Origin of the sequence: Pseudoxanthomonas sp. SE1, assembly GCF_029542205.1 — a bacterium.
In the GTDB taxonomy this organism is placed as follows: domain Bacteria; phylum Pseudomonadota; class Gammaproteobacteria; order Xanthomonadales; family Xanthomonadaceae; genus Pseudoxanthomonas_A.
This window is the reverse complement of record NZ_CP113783.1, coordinates 3752098-3765632: the sequence shown is the minus strand read 5'-3', so window position 1 is coordinate 3765632 and position 13535 is coordinate 3752098. Positions and strand designations below refer to the sequence as shown.

Annotated in this window: 16 protein-coding genes; 7 read left to right on the top strand and 9 right to left on the bottom strand. The window is 68.2% G+C overall.

Translation table 11 applies throughout. The features are described 5' to 3' along the window. Position 1 precedes the first annotated feature (1 nt). Genes OY559_RS17770 through OY559_RS17745 form a run of 6 tightly spaced genes read left to right on the top strand, consistent with a single transcriptional unit; the run spans position 2 to position 5732 of the window. Positions 2-1492 (top strand): AMP-binding protein, encoded by a 1491-nt coding sequence (locus tag OY559_RS17770; protein WP_277727607.1) that lies wholly within the window; start codon positions 2-4, stop codon positions 1490-1492. Then, on the top strand, positions 1489-2163 hold the full coding sequence (locus tag OY559_RS17765) for an iron-containing redox enzyme family protein (protein WP_277727606.1): 675 nt from the start codon (positions 1489-1491) through the stop codon (positions 2161-2163). Before OY559_RS17770 ends, OY559_RS17765 begins: the two co-directional genes overlap by 4 nt. Next, complete coding sequence (locus OY559_RS17760) at positions 2163-3002, top strand: SDR family oxidoreductase (RefSeq protein ID WP_277727605.1); 840 nt, start codon at positions 2163-2165, stop codon at positions 3000-3002. Before OY559_RS17765 ends, OY559_RS17760 begins: the two co-directional genes overlap by 1 nt. A 4-nt stretch (positions 3003-3006) precedes the next feature. Further along, entirely contained in the window at positions 3007-3648 is a 642-nt protein-coding gene (locus tag OY559_RS17755) for a tetratricopeptide repeat protein (protein WP_343228736.1), read from the top strand. Positions 3649-3672: 24 nt separating this feature from the next. After that, positions 3673-4347: a response regulator gene (locus OY559_RS17750; RefSeq protein WP_277727604.1), complete on the top strand. Its 675-nt coding sequence runs from the start codon at positions 3673-3675 to the stop codon at positions 4345-4347. 17 nt (positions 4348-4364) lie between these two features. After that, positions 4365-5732, top strand: a complete 1368-nt coding sequence (locus tag OY559_RS17745) for a sensor histidine kinase (RefSeq protein WP_277730051.1) — start codon at positions 4365-4367, stop codon at positions 5730-5732. A gap of 58 nt (positions 5733-5790) precedes the next feature. On the opposite strand, the gene OY559_RS17740 is transcribed toward OY559_RS17745, so the two are convergent. The 5 genes from OY559_RS17740 to nirK are packed head-to-tail and all read right to left on the bottom strand — an operon-like array spanning position 5791 to position 9015. Beyond that, positions 5791-6030 (bottom strand): hypothetical protein, encoded by a 240-nt coding sequence (locus tag OY559_RS17740; RefSeq protein ID WP_277727602.1) that lies wholly within the window; start codon positions 6028-6030, stop codon positions 5791-5793. A 59-nt stretch (positions 6031-6089) separates the two neighbouring features. Continuing rightward, positions 6090-6545, bottom strand: coding sequence for an azurin (azu, locus tag OY559_RS17735; protein ID WP_277727600.1), 456 nt, complete (start codon positions 6543-6545; stop codon positions 6090-6092). Between the two features lie 55 nt (positions 6546-6600). Further along, positions 6601-7167, bottom strand: coding sequence for an SCO family protein (locus tag OY559_RS17730; protein WP_277727599.1), 567 nt, complete (start codon positions 7165-7167; stop codon positions 6601-6603). Further along, positions 7164-7946 (bottom strand): formylglycine-generating enzyme family protein, encoded by a 783-nt coding sequence (locus OY559_RS17725; RefSeq protein WP_277727598.1) that lies wholly within the window; start codon positions 7944-7946, stop codon positions 7164-7166. The genes OY559_RS17730 and OY559_RS17725 overlap by 4 nt, the downstream gene beginning before the upstream one ends. Positions 7947-7953: 7 nt before the next feature. Continuing rightward, positions 7954-9015, bottom strand: a complete 1062-nt coding sequence (gene nirK / locus OY559_RS17720; protein WP_277727597.1) for a copper-containing nitrite reductase — start codon at positions 9013-9015, stop codon at positions 7954-7956. A gap of 315 nt (positions 9016-9330) precedes the next feature. Between nirK and OY559_RS17715 the strand changes: the two genes are divergently transcribed. After that, positions 9331-11295, top strand: coding sequence for a TonB-dependent copper receptor (locus tag OY559_RS17715; protein WP_277730050.1), 1965 nt, complete (start codon positions 9331-9333; stop codon positions 11293-11295). A 200-nt stretch (positions 11296-11495) separates the two neighbouring features. On the opposite strand, the gene OY559_RS17710 is transcribed toward OY559_RS17715, so the two are convergent. Genes OY559_RS17710 through OY559_RS17695 form a run of 4 tightly spaced genes read right to left on the bottom strand, consistent with a single transcriptional unit; the run spans position 11496 to position 13532 of the window. Further along, positions 11496-12731: a hypothetical protein gene (locus OY559_RS17710; RefSeq protein ID WP_277727596.1), complete on the bottom strand. Its 1236-nt coding sequence runs from the start codon at positions 12729-12731 to the stop codon at positions 11496-11498. Then, positions 12728-12994, bottom strand: coding sequence for a DUF2249 domain-containing protein (locus tag OY559_RS17705; RefSeq protein ID WP_241045656.1), 267 nt, complete (start codon positions 12992-12994; stop codon positions 12728-12730). The genes OY559_RS17710 and OY559_RS17705 overlap by 4 nt, the downstream gene beginning before the upstream one ends. Then, positions 12979-13128 carry a hypothetical protein gene (locus OY559_RS17700; protein WP_277727595.1) on the bottom strand — a complete coding sequence of 50 codons (150 nt, stop codon included), beginning with the start codon at positions 13126-13128 and terminating at the stop codon, positions 12979-12981. The genes OY559_RS17705 and OY559_RS17700 overlap by 16 nt, the downstream gene beginning before the upstream one ends. A 5-nt stretch (positions 13129-13133) precedes the next feature. After that, positions 13134-13532, bottom strand: a complete 399-nt coding sequence (locus tag OY559_RS17695; protein WP_343228735.1) for a SirB2 family protein — start codon at positions 13530-13532, stop codon at positions 13134-13136. Positions 13533-13535: the final 3 nt, after the last annotated feature.

The following is a 13535-nucleotide window of genomic DNA, read 5'->3' as shown; positions in this document are numbered from 1 at the left end:
GATGGATGTCGTCCTGCGCGAGTCCGAAGGCAGCGGACGTCCCCGCCTGATCACGGCGCAAGGCACCCTGGATGACAGGGCGCTTGCGGCACGGATCGGGCATCTCGTCGAGTGGATGACGAAGATGGACATCCGGCGTGTCGCCAGTCGCCTGGACAACGGGCCGAGCTGGTTCGTGCTGGACATGGCGATCCGTGAAACCGGCGGCGTGCATGTGCCGCTGCCGATGTTCTTCTCCGATGCGCAGGTGCTGCACGCACTGGCCAACAGCGGGGCGCAATGCGTCGTCACTTCCCGCGAGGACGCCATGCCGCCCGGCGTCGAGGCGCTGACCGGCTTCCTCGATGGCGAGCGCCTGGCATGCTGGCGTGCGCAGGCGGACGAAGCCGCGGCACCGGCGCTGCCGCATCGCACCGGCTGCATCACCTATACGTCCGGCACGACGGGTCGCCCACGAGGCGTGTGCCTGGATGCGCACACGCTGTTCGGCGTGGCCGGATCGCTGGTGGATGCCGCCGCTGCGATCGCGCCTCGCCGGCATCTTTGCCTGATGCCGCTCGCAACGCTGCTGGAGAACGTGGCCGGACTGTATGCCGCCCTCCTGGCGGATGCGGAGATCGCGCTGCCGTCGCTGTCCGAGATCGGCTACACCGGCGCGACCGGCCTCGACGTGCCCACGCTGCTGCGTTGCCTGCACCGCTACCAGCCCGAAAGCGTGATCCTGGTGCCCCAGTTGCTGTTGGCACTGGTGATGGCGGCGGAGCAGGGTGCTCCCTTGCCCGCCTCGTTGCGCTACATCGCGGTGGGTGGTGGGCGCGTGGGGCCTGGCCTGCTCGCGCGTGCGCGCGTGCTCGGCCTTCCCGTGTTCGAAGGTTATGGTCTGACAGAGTGCGGTTCCGTGGTGTGCCTGAATCGCCCTGGCGCTACGCGCGATGGCAGCGTCGGCCAGGCCTTGCCGCATGCCGGTGTCTCGATCGTGGATGGCGAGATCTGCGTCGACGGTGCACGCGCACTGGGTTATCTCGGGGGCGACCCGCTGGAAGAGGGGCCGTTGCGCACGGGCGACCTGGGTTATCGCGACGACGAAGGTTTCGTGCACATCACCGGGCGACGCAAGAACGTCTTCATCACCGCCTTCGGGCGCAATGTGTCGCCGGAGTGGGTGGAGAGCGAGCTGCTGGCGCATCCGGCCATCGCGCAGGCGGTGGTCTGGGGCGAAGGCCAGGCGGACAACGTGGCGGTGCTGGTGCCACGCCGGCCCGACGTGGACGACGCGCAGATCACGCATGCACTGGGGGAGGTCAACGCCGGACTACCCGACTATGCACGCGTCGCGCGCTTCGTGCGCGCCGCCCCGTTCACCGCGGACGCGGGCCTGGTGACCGCGAACGGCCGTCCGCGCCGCGCCGCCATCCTCGACCGCTACCAGGCCGATGTCGACGCCTGCTATCGCCTCATCCCGAACGTTTCCCCCTCCGGAGTCACCGCATGAGTTTCCATGACGAGCTGGTCGCACAGACCATGCGCGAGCGCGACAGCCTGCTTTCCATTCCCCTCATCCAGTCCGCGCTGGCGGGCAGGATAGCGCGCGAGGATTACGTGGCCTTCCTCACCCAGGCCTATCACCATGTCCGCCACACGGTGCCCCTGCTGATGGCCTGCGGTGCGCGCCTGCCCGCGCGTCTGGAATGGTTGCGCACGGCGGTCGGCGAGTACATCGACGAAGAGATGGGGCACCACGAGTGGGTGCTGGACGATATCGCGGCATGTGGCGAAGACCGCGCCGCGGCCGCGATGTCGTCGCCGTCGTTGGCGACGGAGCTGATGGTCAGTTACGCCTACGACACCATCCAGCGCGGCAATCCGGTCGGCTTCTTCGGCATGGTGCTGGTGCTGGAGGGCACCAGCGTTGCGCTCGCCACGCGCGCCGCCAACACCCTGCAGACCTCGCTCGACCTGCCGCGCAATGCATTCGGCTACCTGCTGTCCCATGGCGACCTGGACATCGAACATGTCGGGTTCTTCAAGCGCCTGATGGATCGCCTGGACGACCTGGGCGACCAGGCGGCGGTCATCCATGCCGCACGACGCTTCTACGTGCTCTATGGCGACATCTTCCGCACCCTGCGTGCCGATGGCATGCGCCTGGCCGAGGCGGCCTGATGGAACTCGCCGGCAGAACCGTGATCCTGACCGGCGCCAGTGGCGGCATCGGCCAGCCATTGTGTGCGGCGCTGGTCGCCGCCGGTGCGCGCGTGCTTGCCGTGGGGCGCGACGAGGCTAAGCTGCGCCGGGTCGCGCAACACATGCCTGAGGGCAGTACGTCGTGGGTCGTCGCCGATGTGGCGACGGAGGACGGTCGCGCCCATCTGCTGCGCGCGGCGCAGGCCGCGAGCCCGCTGCCTTCGGTGCTGGTGCTGGCGCACGCGCAGGCGGCATTCGGCCTGTTCGAAGAGCAGGACCCTGTGGAAATGGAGCGGTTGGTGCAGACCAACCTGGTGGCGCCGATGCTGCTCGCGCATGCCTTGCTGCCGCTCCTGAGGACGCACGCATCGGCCGCCGTGGTCGTTGTCGGCTCCACCTTCGGCAGCCTGGCGTTCCCCGGCTTCGCGGCTTACAGCGCCAGCAAGTTCGGCCTGCGCGGACTGACCGAAGCGCTGGCAAGGGAATACGCCGATACCGGCCTGCGCTTCCAGTACCTGTCGCCACGCGCCACCCGCACGCCGTTCAACACGCCCGCCGTCGATGCGCTGAATGCCGAACTCAAGGTCAGCAGCGACGTGCCGGCCGAAGTCGCGCGCCAGCTCGTCGCGGCCATCGTGCAGGGCCGGTCGCGCATGCAGATCGGTTGGCCGGAAAAACTGTTCGCGCGCATCAATGGGCTGGTGCCCGGACTGGTCGATCGCAATCTGCGCAACAGCCTGCCCATCGTCCGCCGGCATGCGCGACGACCACGATCATCCACCGAGGAGAACATCCACCATGAACCACGCTTACGGTAAGTCCATGCTCTTCCTGATTCTCATGTCGACAACGCTGCTGGTCGGGATTGCGCTGGCAGGCGAACCCGGCGCCACCACGACCGGCCAAGTACGCGACCGTTGGGCGCAGATCAACTACCAGGTGCCGAAGGCACAGCGCGAACCGGCTTTCGAAGAGCTTGCGCGCCAGGCCGCGAAGATCCGCGAGGCACACCCGCACGATGCATCCGCGCTGATCTGGGAAGGCATCGTGCTGTCGAGCCTGGCAGGCGAGAAGGGCGGGATGGGGGCGCTCGGGCTGGTGAAGCGCGCGCGTGCCGATTTCGAGGCGGCCATCAAGATCGCGCCTGACGCGCTGGATGGTGCGGCCTACACCAGCCTGGGCGCGCTGTACTACCAGGTGCCGGGCTGGCCGCTTGGCTTCGGCAACGACGACACGGCGCGCGCCATGCTCCGCAAGGGGCTGGCCATCGATCCGGATGGCATCGACGCCAACTACTTCTATGCGGATTTCCTGCTCGACCAGAAGGACTGGACAGGCGCGCGCGCGGCGTTCCAGAAGGCGTTGGCGGCACCGGCGCGGCCAGGCCGGGAAGTGGCCGATGCCGGTCGCCGCCGCGAGGCGGAGAGCAAGCTCAAGGACATCGCCGGTCACCTTGCCAACTGAGGGGACGGGCACCAGACTGGCCGCATGCGCATCCTGCTGGTGGAAGACGACCCGTTGCTGGGCGAAGGCATCTGCATCGCCATGCGACGCGGTGCCTTCGCGGTCGATTGGGTGCAGGATGGTGCGAGCGGACTCACGGCGATGCGCGATGGCGAATTCGACCTCGTGGTGCTGGACCTGGGATTGCCGCGGATGGATGGCATCGAGGTGATACGGCAGGTACGCGCTGCCGGGAACCCGGTGCCCATCCTCGTGCTGAGCGCCCGCGAACGGCCGTCCGATCGTACGCTGGGGCTGGACGTCGGTGCGGACGACTACCTGGGAAAACCATTCGATACCGCCGAACTGCTCGCCAGGGTGCGTGCGCTGATCAGGCGAAGTTCCGGAAGGGCGACCCCTTCGCTGGAAGCGGGGCCTCTGCGCCTGGACCCGGCCACGCTCACCGCGACCTGGAAGGGACGAAGTGTCGATCTGACCCGGCGTGAGTTCGCACTGCTGCGCGTCCTGATGGAGCAGGGTGGCCGCCCGATGGCGCGCGACACGATCCAGCGGCACCTCTATGGCTGGAACGAGGATGTCGCAAGCAACGCGGTGGACGTGCATGTCCACCAACTCCGCCGCAAGCTGGAGCCGGCCGCCATCCGCACGGTGCGCGGCATCGGATATGCCCTCGGCGACGTTGCCGGAGACGCTGCATGAGATCGATGCGCGCGACGCTGCTGTTGCTGCTGCTCGGCACGCTGGGCATCGTGATGTCGGCGGCTGGCTGGCTCAGCTACCGCGCGGGTCTGCAGGAGGCTGGCGAAATGTTCGACGCCAGGCTCGTGCAGTCCACCCGCGTGCTCGTGAGTCTGGTCGACGAGCCCTTGAGCGAGCTCAATGCCTATCCGGGTGAGCCGATCGTCCTGCGCGGCTGGCATGGCGAGGCCCGGGGCGTCGGCGAAGCGCTCGCCTTCGATGACGGCCACGCGTACGAGAACAAGCTCGCATTCCAGGTGTGGGACTCGGAGCAGCGCTTGCTGCTGCGTTCGGACAGCGCCCCGACGACTCCGCTGGCGGTGGCTGAACCCGGGTTCTCCGATGTCGTGATCGAAGGCGCACGCTGGCGCACGTTCACGCTGCGCTCGTCGAATGGCCGTTGGTTCCAGTCTGCCGAGCTTTCCGATATCCGCCAGGAACTGGCCACCGATATCGCGGGAGGGACACTGCTTCCCTTGCTGCTGGCGCTTCCGCTGATGGCGCTGGTGATCTGGTGGAGCGTTGCCTTGGCCACGCGCTCGCTGCGTGGCCTGTCGATGGAGATCGGCCAACGCCATCCGGAGCGGCTGGTGCCGCTGGATCCCGCCGATGTGCCGCGCGAGGCGCAGGGGCTGGTGAGTGCCATCAATGGATTGCTGCAGCGGCTGGACGTCGCGCTCGCACGCGAGCGCAACTTCGTTGCGGACGCCGCCCACGAACTGCGGACGCCGATCAGCGCATTGAAGGTGCATGCGGACAATGCGCGCCACGCCCTCGACGAACAGGATCGGGCACAGTCACAGGAACTGCTCGGCATCAGCATCGAGCGCGTGGAACGACTGGCGTCCCAGCTTCTTTCGCTCAGCCGGGCCGAGAGCCTGGGAGGCGAGCGCGAGCGTTCCAGGCTCGATCTCGATGCGCTGGTGAGGACGGAGGTGGATGAACTCCGGCCGTTGGCGGAGCGAAAGAACCAGGAGATCGTCCTGACGCTGGAAGGCGTGCAGCTGTGGGGAGACGAGTTCACGCTGGGCCTGCTGGTGCGCAACCTGATCGAGAATGCGCTGCGCTATACGCCGGCAGGGGGCGTGATCGAAGTGCGGATCTTCGTCACGGGCACGCATGCGGTGCTCACGGTGGAAGACAGCGGCCCAGGCATCCCCGAGGACGAAAGGGAACGGGTTTTCGACCGTTTCTACCGCCGTCTGGGCGGGGGAAGCGACGGCAGCGGGCTGGGGCTCGCCATCGCCGCAGAGGCTGTCACTGCCCACGGTGGTCGCATCCATCTGGGGGGTTCCGCGCGCCTTGGCGGCCTGGTCGCACGCGTGGAGCTGCCGATCAACAAGTGAGCGGACGGATCGGCACGGGGTTGGTCGTCGGGATGAGGCTGGCGGCAGGTAGTCCCGGTCACCCGCTGCATCCACCGCAGCACACCGACGGCAGGCGTTCGATGGTGTCGGGCGTGACGCGATGGCCCGCCTGCGCGAGGGCCATCAGCAGTTCCACCGCGAGTGCGCTGGTGGAACAGCGCAGGCATCCTGACGGGGCATCCAGGTCCAGCACCGCTGCGGGATCCAGGTCCTGCAGGTGGCGTTCGATGACGGCCAGGTCGATGGGGGCATCGCCCAGGCGGATGAGATATTCCATGGCCTGCACCACAAGAAAGATGCACCGCCCGCAGGCGGCGCATCATCTGACGGATCGGATTACTTGGTGACGACCAGCTTGCCCTTCATCAGGGTGGAGTGGCCGGGGAAGCTGCAGAAGAAGCTGTAGTCGCCGCCGGCGGTGAGTTTCTTGCCCGGGAAGGTGATCTTCGTCTTCTGGCCGCCGCCCACCAGCGAGGTGTGTGCGATCACGCGTGCGTCGCCTGCGGGCACGTAGGCGCCGGCAGCGCCCGCCTTCATGCCGTCGCGGGCGACGCCTGCCAGGTCGGCGGTCTTCGACACCACCACGTTGTGACCCATCGCGGCGACCGGCAGCTTGCCGCTGTGGATCAGTTCGATGGTGATGGTCGGGCAACTGGCGGAAACGGTGGCTTCCTTCAGGTCGAACTTCATCGCATCGTCGCCCTTCAGGCTGACGGTGCAGTTGCCGGCGGCGTGCGCCATGCCGGCGGCGCTGAGCAGGGCGATGGCGACGAAGGTACGGGACAGGTTCATGGAGAGGCTCCTTGGGGAATGATGAGGATCGGGAAGAGGTGTGGGTGCCATGTCATCACGGCTCGGCGAGCACTGCCTTGACCTGGATCAGGAACGCGGGATCCGCCGCGGCTCCGGTCACCTCGCTGCGCGCACGCACGCGGCCGTCGGCGTCCAGCAACACCAGCATGCTGGTGTGGTTGATGCTGCCGTCGTCGCGGAAGCGGTAGCGCACATCCAGCACGCTGGCGATCGCACGCACGTCGTTGCCGGCGGGCGCCAGGAACTGCCAGCCCTCCGGCACGCGATGGCGGCGGGCGACCTCCTGCAAGGCGGCCGGCGTGTCGCGCGCCGGGTCCAGGCTGACCATCACCATGCCCAGCTTCGCCCGTTCGCGCGGCGCGAGCTGCTTCTGCACGCTCTTGGCGTTCTCGATGATCAGCGGGCACATCAGGTGGCAGTTCGTATAGAACATCGACACCACACGCGGCTGGCCGCGCAGCGACGACCACGCGACGGGTCGGCTGCCGGCATCCTGCGTTGTCGCCTGCAGGTGGTAGACCGAATCGCCCGGCAGCGACTGCGCGTGCAGGCTGCCGGCAAGGGCCAGCGTGGCGGACAGGAAGAAGGACAAGCGTTTCATGGCGTACTCCTTGCGCAGCGGAAACCGAGGTTGCCCAGGGTGGCCCCGGGTTGCAGTGCCGACAGCAGGACGAAGCGCTTGACCACGCCGTAGTCGCCGGGATCGTTGAAGGCCAGCGCAGTGGCGCCGCAGTAGCGCAGGCTGTCGCCATCCTGCTGGCCGCGACGGTCGCCATCGCCCAGCAGCGAGGCGTAGTCCTCGCTCCACTCCCAGTACGCGCCGTGCAGGCCCTGGATGCCGTATGCATTTGCTGGCGTGTCGGGCGCCGCATCGATCGCATGCGGCGTGCCGTCGTTGACCTGGCGCATCCGCCATCGCGGATCGCCGCGGGCGTCGCGCCGGGTCGCATCGGCCGCTGCCGCATATTCCCACTCCACGAAGCGGGGCAGGCGCGCCTGCTGCTCGCGGCAGTAGGCATCGGCGGCGTACCAGTTGACGTGCACGGCCGGGGCGTCCGGATCGACGCCATCGCCCGGGGCATCGGCGCTGGCCCAGTGGCCGAGATATCCCGGGCTGGCGAACACCGTGGGAATGCGGTCGCGTCGCCACTGCGACTGGCGCGCGACGAAACCGGCGAACTCGTGGTTGCTGACCGGCCGCGCCATCAGCGAGAACGAAGCCACCCGCACCACGCGGGTGGTCTCTTCGAAACGTACCGAAGAACGGAAGTCGCCGCCCTCGACGTGCCGGTACCCGTTGCCTGCATCGCCGGCAATGGCGAGCGCCGACGCCATGGCGAGCAGGAAGAGCGAGGCGGTCGAGGGCAGCGTCCGTTTCATCGATGGCTCACTTCCTGTCGGCCGGCTTGGCTTCCGGGTACTCGATGTCGTGCTGCTGGCCCGTGTAGATGTCGGGGTTCTTCTCGCCCTCCACCTTCAGGATGCCCAGCGAGCCCTTGTGGAACGTGCGGAAGATGCTGTGGTCCACCAGCACGAAGTTGCCCGGCACGTCCGCCTTGAACTCGACCATGGCCGAACCGCCCGCCGGGATCAGCGTGGTCTGCACGTTCTCCTGGTACTTGCTGCCGCCTTCGGTGTAGACCTTGTCGAAGATCTCGCCGATCACGTGGAAGCTGGACACCAGGTTGGGGCCGCCATTGCCGACGAACATGCGGATCGTCTCGCCCGCCTTGGCCGTCAGCGCGTTGTCGCCCTGCAGCGCGTCCACCGAGCCGTTGAACACCACGTAGGTCGGATGTTCGTCGATCGCCTTCTCCAGGCTGAAGGGCTGCAGGCCGGGTTCGCCGTACGCGCCTTCGGTGTAGAAGTCGCCCTGCACCACGTAGAACTCCTTGTCCACCGGCGGCAAACCTTCTTCCGGCTCGACCAGGATCAGGCCGTACATGCCGTTGGCGATGTGCATGCCGACCGGCGCCATCGCGCAGTGGTAGATGTACAGGCCGGGATTCAGCGCCTTGAACGAGAACTGCGTTTCCTTGCCTGGCAGGGTGAACGTCGCTTCGGCGCCGCCGCCCTGGCCGGTGACGGCATGCAGGTCGATGTTGTGCGACATGTGCGAGTCGTGGCGGTTCTTCAGCTTGAACTCCACCGTGTCGCCCTTGCGCACGCGGATGAAGCTGCCCGGCACCGTGCCGCCGAAGGTCCAGAAGTTGTAGGTCACGCCATCGGCCATCCGCATGTCCTTCTCGATCATCTCGAGGTCGACGACGACATGGGCCGGCGTCTTGCGCGTGAGCGGCGCGGGCACCATCGGGGGCGCCGTCAGCACGGCATGGATGGTTTCGCCGGCCGGGGCGATCCTGTCGCTGGCGAGCGCGGGAATGGCGAACATCGCAGCGAGCGCGCCGGCGAGGGCGCAGGGGAGTACATGGGGATGCAGGCGTTTCATGGCGCTTTCCTTCGATGGGTCGTGGTGGGTGTGCATCCATGGTGGAAACGCACTGCGACGCCGACGTTGATCTGGATCAATCGTCGACGGCCGGAAGCGGGAATTCGCGCATCGGCTTGACCAAGGTCAAGCGCGTCGGGGGCTGCGACAACGCGTCGCATCTGCACTCCAGGGTGCGTCGCGAGAATGGGCGCATCACACGAAGGGAGATGCGCCATGACCCGTAACCTGCTTGCCGTGGCCCTGCTGGGCGCGCTCGCCAACATGCCGTTGGCGCATGCGGGCGACTCGCATGCCGCGACGCACGCCGATGCGATGCCGACGACCACGCTGGACGGCATCGTCGTGGTGGGCGTCGCGCCCGCGATGGCGACCACCTTCATCACCGACCCCAAGCTGCCGCGCCAGCCGGTGCCCGCCAGCGATGGCGCCGATTACCTGAAGACGATCCCCGGCTTCTCCACGCTGCGCAGTGGCGGCACCAATGGCGATCCGGTGCTGCGCGGCATGTTCGGCTCGCGCATCAACCTGATGACCAACGATGGCGCGATGAGCGGCGCATGCCCGTCGCGCATGGACAACGCACTGTCGTACATCGCGCCGGAAACCTACGACCGCCTGGTCGTCATCAAGGGGCCGCAGACCGTGCTGTGGGGCGGCGGCGCTTCCGCCGGCACGGTGCGCTTCGAGCGCGAGATCCCGTACTTCGCCGAGCCCGGCGTGCAGGCGTCAGGCAGCGTGCTGGCCGGCAGCCACGGCCGCAACGACCAGGTGCTGGACATCAGCGCCGGCACGCCGCGCGGCTACGCGCGCGTCTCGGCCAACCGTTCCGAAGCCGACGACTACGAAGACGGCAACGGGGAGCGGGTGCCTTCCGCATGGAAGAAGTGGAATGCCGATGCTGCGCTCGGCTGGACGCCGGGCGAAGATACCGTGCTGGAGCTGAGCGCAGGCATCGGCGATGCGGAGGCCCGCTATGCCGGGCGCGGGATGGACGGCGCGCAGTTCGAGCGCGACAGCCTCGGGCTGCGCTTCGAGAAGAAGCACATCGGGGGCGTGCTGGACGCCGTGGTCGCCAACGTCTACCAGAACGACGTGGACCACGTGATGGACAACTACACGCTGCGCGATCCCGACCCCACCGGCAGCATGCCGATGCCGATGGCCAGCAACGTGGCGCACCGCACGCGCGGCGGCCGCGTGGCGACGACCTGGCAGAAGGATCGCTGGGAAGTGACCGCCGGCCTGGACCTGCGCGCCAGCCGCCACAGCAAGCGCAGCGCGATGGGACGCGGCGCCTATCTCGCCATGCCGTGGTCGGTGGACGCCAAGTTCCAGAGCTGGGGCGCCTTCGCCGAATCGCACTGGCACATCACCGACAAGCACCACCTGATGAGTGGCCTGCGCATCGATCGCGCGGAGGCGCAGGATCTGCGCGCCATCACCGCCGGCATGATGCCGGCGCCGAACCCCACCGCCGGGATGACACGCAGGGAATCGCTGCCCAGCGCGTTCGCCCGCTACGAGTACGACATGGGCGGCCGCTGGGGCGCGTATGCCGGCCTCGGCCACACGCAGCGCAAGCCGGACTACTGGGAACTGTTTTCGCCCACGCGCGGCCCGGTGGGTTCCGCCAATGCCTTCGCCGGCGTGCAACCGGAGCGCACCACGCAGCTCGACATCGGCGCGCAGTACAAGGGCGCGAAGGTGGATGCGTGGGTATCGCTGTATGCCGGGCGCGTGCAGGACTTCATCCTGTTCGACTACGCCGCCGGGATGATGGGCAGCACCACCCGGGCCCACAACGTGGACGCGAACATCCGCGGCGGCGAAGCCGGCATCGACTGGCGCCCGGCGCCGGGGTGGAAGCTTTCCGGTTCGGCGTCCTATGCGTGGGGCGAGGTGCGCGACACCGGCATCGCACTGCCGCAGATGCCGCCGCTGGAAGCGCGCCTGGCCGCCAGCCGCGAACACGGGCCGTGGACATGGGGCGCACTGTGGCGCGTGGTGGCGGCACAGGACCGCGTCAGCACCACGCAGGGCAACGTGGTCGGACGCGATCTCGGGCCGAGCGCGGGCTTCGCAGTGTTCTCGCTCAATGGCGGCTACCGCTTCAGCGAACGCGCGCAGCTGACCGCCGGCATCGACAACCTGTTCGACCGCGCCTACAGCGAACACCTCAACCTCGGCGGGAACAGCGCCTTCGGCTATCCGGCCGATCCGGTACGCATCAACGAACCCGGCCGCACCGCCTGGGTGAAGCTCAACCTGCGCTACTGACGCGAGGGAATCGGCGGGCATCGTCGCCGGGCGGTCGTGGCCCCTCAATGCCGTTCGTGGAGAACCTGTCGAACCGCGCTCTTTGCGAGAGATCAACGGGCCATGGTCGCCCTGCTTCCGCGTGGAAAGCGTGGTTCGACAAGCTCACCACGAACGGGTCTGTCGTTCAGAACTTCCCGCGCGCGAAAAGTAACGGAGAATCAGCCATCGTCGCGCCGCCACGTCGCCGCCTGCCGCCAGCAGCGCCATTGCCCGTGCAGGCTCAGCGCATAGGCGAGCGCGATCGCGAAGCCGGCGGTGCGGGCCAAGGCCGGTACGAGCGCGGCCATCACCAGCAGCAAGTCCGCGATGACATGCACGGCGAACGCGCGTCGCTTGTCCGCTTCCGCGAACAGGCTGCCCACGCCCGGTACGCGGATGCCCCGCGGGATGCGCTGGCGCAGTGCGATCCAGGTCAGGAAGCCGGTGATCTCCAGTGCCATGCCCACGACCAGCAGAGGCAGGCCGACGCCGAGGACCAGCGTACCGACCAGCAACAACGGCATGCCGGACCACAAGGCTGTGACGCTCGCGGCAAGCAGGGCTGCACAGCCCGCTTGCCAGAACCGGCGCAACGTGGGATTGCGGCGATGCGGTGCGCGTGCCTGCAATACGAACACGGCGATGCCGAAGACGGCGAAGGGCCATGCCGCCACGCGCCACGCCGCGTCGGGCAGCAGGTTCACCTGTGCGGCGGCCACGATGCCGAGCGTTGCCAGCAGGCTCGCCTGCCACACGCGTGACGCCACGGACGACACCGCATGCGTGCCCTGCAGCATCGGCAGTGTGATGCTGCCCACGGCGGCCAGCAGGCCCAGGACCCAGCCCAGCGTGCCGAACACCGCATGCAGGTCCACCAGACCAGGCGGCGCGGGCACACGCCAGCCGGTGCGTGCAGCAAGCAGCAGCAATCCCAGCGCCGTCGTCATCGCCAGCGCGATCAGCGCCAGCCCGATGCCATGGCGGACGACGCGCTGCCCGTTGCCTCGCAGGACGGCGACCAGTGCCAGCGCCGTGAACACCGCAAGCGATCCCCCGAGCAGCACGCCGGCGGGCACGGCGCACGCACGCGCCTGCGATGCCAGGGTCGCCAGCAGCAGGACGACGCCGAGGTTGAACATCGCGTGCAGCCACGGCACCAGGCGAGGGCAGGGAAGCGGACTGCCCGCCGCCACCGGCAGGAACTGCACCAGGCTGCCCAGCATCGCGTTGCCGAGCAGGCCCAGCGCGAGCATGTGCACCAGCACGAGCGTGGCCGGCGTCCAGCGCGAGAGCAACGCCACCTCGCCCTGCCACGCCAGCCACAGGCCGGCGACAAGGCCCCAGGCCAGCGCGAACTGCAGGAAACGCATCGGCACCAGCGACGGAGGCGCCTGCGCGAACGCCAGACCGCTCATGCCGCGCGCGGCGGTTCCAGTGCGTGCCTGTCCTCTGCGTGGCAGATCGCGATGCAGGCGCTGCCCGTGGTGCCCGCGTAGACGTGGTAGGCGAAGCCTTCGTCATCGAGGATCGGCAGCAAGGGCACGGGTGGATGCGGTGTCAGCGCGACCAGCCGCTCGCCGCGCCGCAGTGTGCGCAGGCAGTCGAGGATGCGCTGCATCGGTTCGGGTGCGGCCAGGTCGCGCAGATCCAGTCGCAGCAGGGTCACGGCATGTGCCATGCGTCGTCCTCCGTTTCGTCCCGGCTGGATGCGCAATCGAGCAGTACCCCCGCCGCATCCAGCGATTCGCGCACGCAGCACGCACAGGTGCCGAAGGCGTCCGGCAGCAACGAGGTGTCCAGTGAAGTGTCCATGACGTTTAATTCCCCAGCCAGAGCAGCCAGCCCAACGGGTCATGCGCGCGCGCGATGCCGTAGACCTGCAGGAAGCACAGCACGGCCGCGCCCACCAGCAGCGCACGCGCACCGGCCCCGCGTGCGGGACGGAAGGCCGCGATGCCCAGCCCGACATACGCGACAAGAAAGGCGATCTTCGCCACCAGCCAGCCATTGGCGAACAGGCCGGACGGGAGGATCGTCAGCAGCATCATCGCGCCGGTCAGCAGCACCGTGTCGATGCTGTAGCTCAGGTAGCGCACCGCCGCCGCGCGTGGCCAGTGCATGCCGGCCAGCAGGGCGAGCGCACGCAGCGCGAACAGCGTGCCGCTGGTCATCGCGGCGCCCATGTGGACCAGCTTGATGTCGGGGTAAAAGGTCATCAT

Excerpts from the sequence above, each read along its gene's own strand:
- OY559_RS17770 (WP_277727607.1), top strand. The coding sequence starts at position 2 with ATGGATGTCGTCCTGCGCGAGTCCGAAGGCAGCGGACGTCCCCGCCTG.
- OY559_RS17765 (WP_277727606.1), top strand. The coding sequence starts at position 1,489 with ATGAGTTTCCATGACGAGCTGGTCGCACAGACCATGCGCGAGCGCGAC.
- OY559_RS17760 (WP_277727605.1), top strand. The coding sequence starts at position 2,163 with ATGGAACTCGCCGGCAGAACCGTGATCCTGACCGGCGCCAGTGGCGGC.
- OY559_RS17755 (WP_343228736.1), top strand. The coding sequence starts at position 3,007 with ATGCTCTTCCTGATTCTCATGTCGACAACGCTGCTGGTCGGGATTGCG.
- OY559_RS17750 (WP_277727604.1), top strand. The coding sequence starts at position 3,673 with ATGCGCATCCTGCTGGTGGAAGACGACCCGTTGCTGGGCGAAGGCATC.
- OY559_RS17740 (WP_277727602.1), bottom strand. The coding sequence starts at position 6,030 with ATGGAATATCTCATCCGCCTGGGCGATGCCCCCATCGACCTGGCCGTC.
- azu (WP_277727600.1), bottom strand. The coding sequence starts at position 6,545 with ATGAACCTGTCCCGTACCTTCGTCGCCATCGCCCTGCTCAGCGCCGCC.
- OY559_RS17730 (WP_277727599.1), bottom strand. The coding sequence starts at position 7,167 with ATGAAACGCTTGTCCTTCTTCCTGTCCGCCACGCTGGCCCTTGCCGGC.
- OY559_RS17725 (WP_277727598.1), bottom strand. The coding sequence starts at position 7,946 with ATGAAACGGACGCTGCCCTCGACCGCCTCGCTCTTCCTGCTCGCCATG.
- nirK (WP_277727597.1), bottom strand. The coding sequence starts at position 9,015 with ATGAAACGCCTGCATCCCCATGTACTCCCCTGCGCCCTCGCCGGCGCG.
- OY559_RS17715 (WP_277730050.1), top strand. The coding sequence starts at position 9,331 with ATGCCGACGACCACGCTGGACGGCATCGTCGTGGTGGGCGTCGCGCCC.
- OY559_RS17710 (WP_277727596.1), bottom strand. The coding sequence starts at position 12,731 with ATGAGCGGTCTGGCGTTCGCGCAGGCGCCTCCGTCGCTGGTGCCGATG.
- OY559_RS17705 (WP_241045656.1), bottom strand. The coding sequence starts at position 12,994 with ATGGCACATGCCGTGACCCTGCTGCGACTGGATCTGCGCGACCTGGCC.
- OY559_RS17700 (WP_277727595.1), bottom strand. The coding sequence starts at position 13,128 with ATGGACACTTCACTGGACACCTCGTTGCTGCCGGACGCCTTCGGCACC.
- OY559_RS17695 (WP_343228735.1), bottom strand. The coding sequence starts at position 13,532 with ATGACCTTTTACCCCGACATCAAGCTGGTCCACATGGGCGCCGCGATG.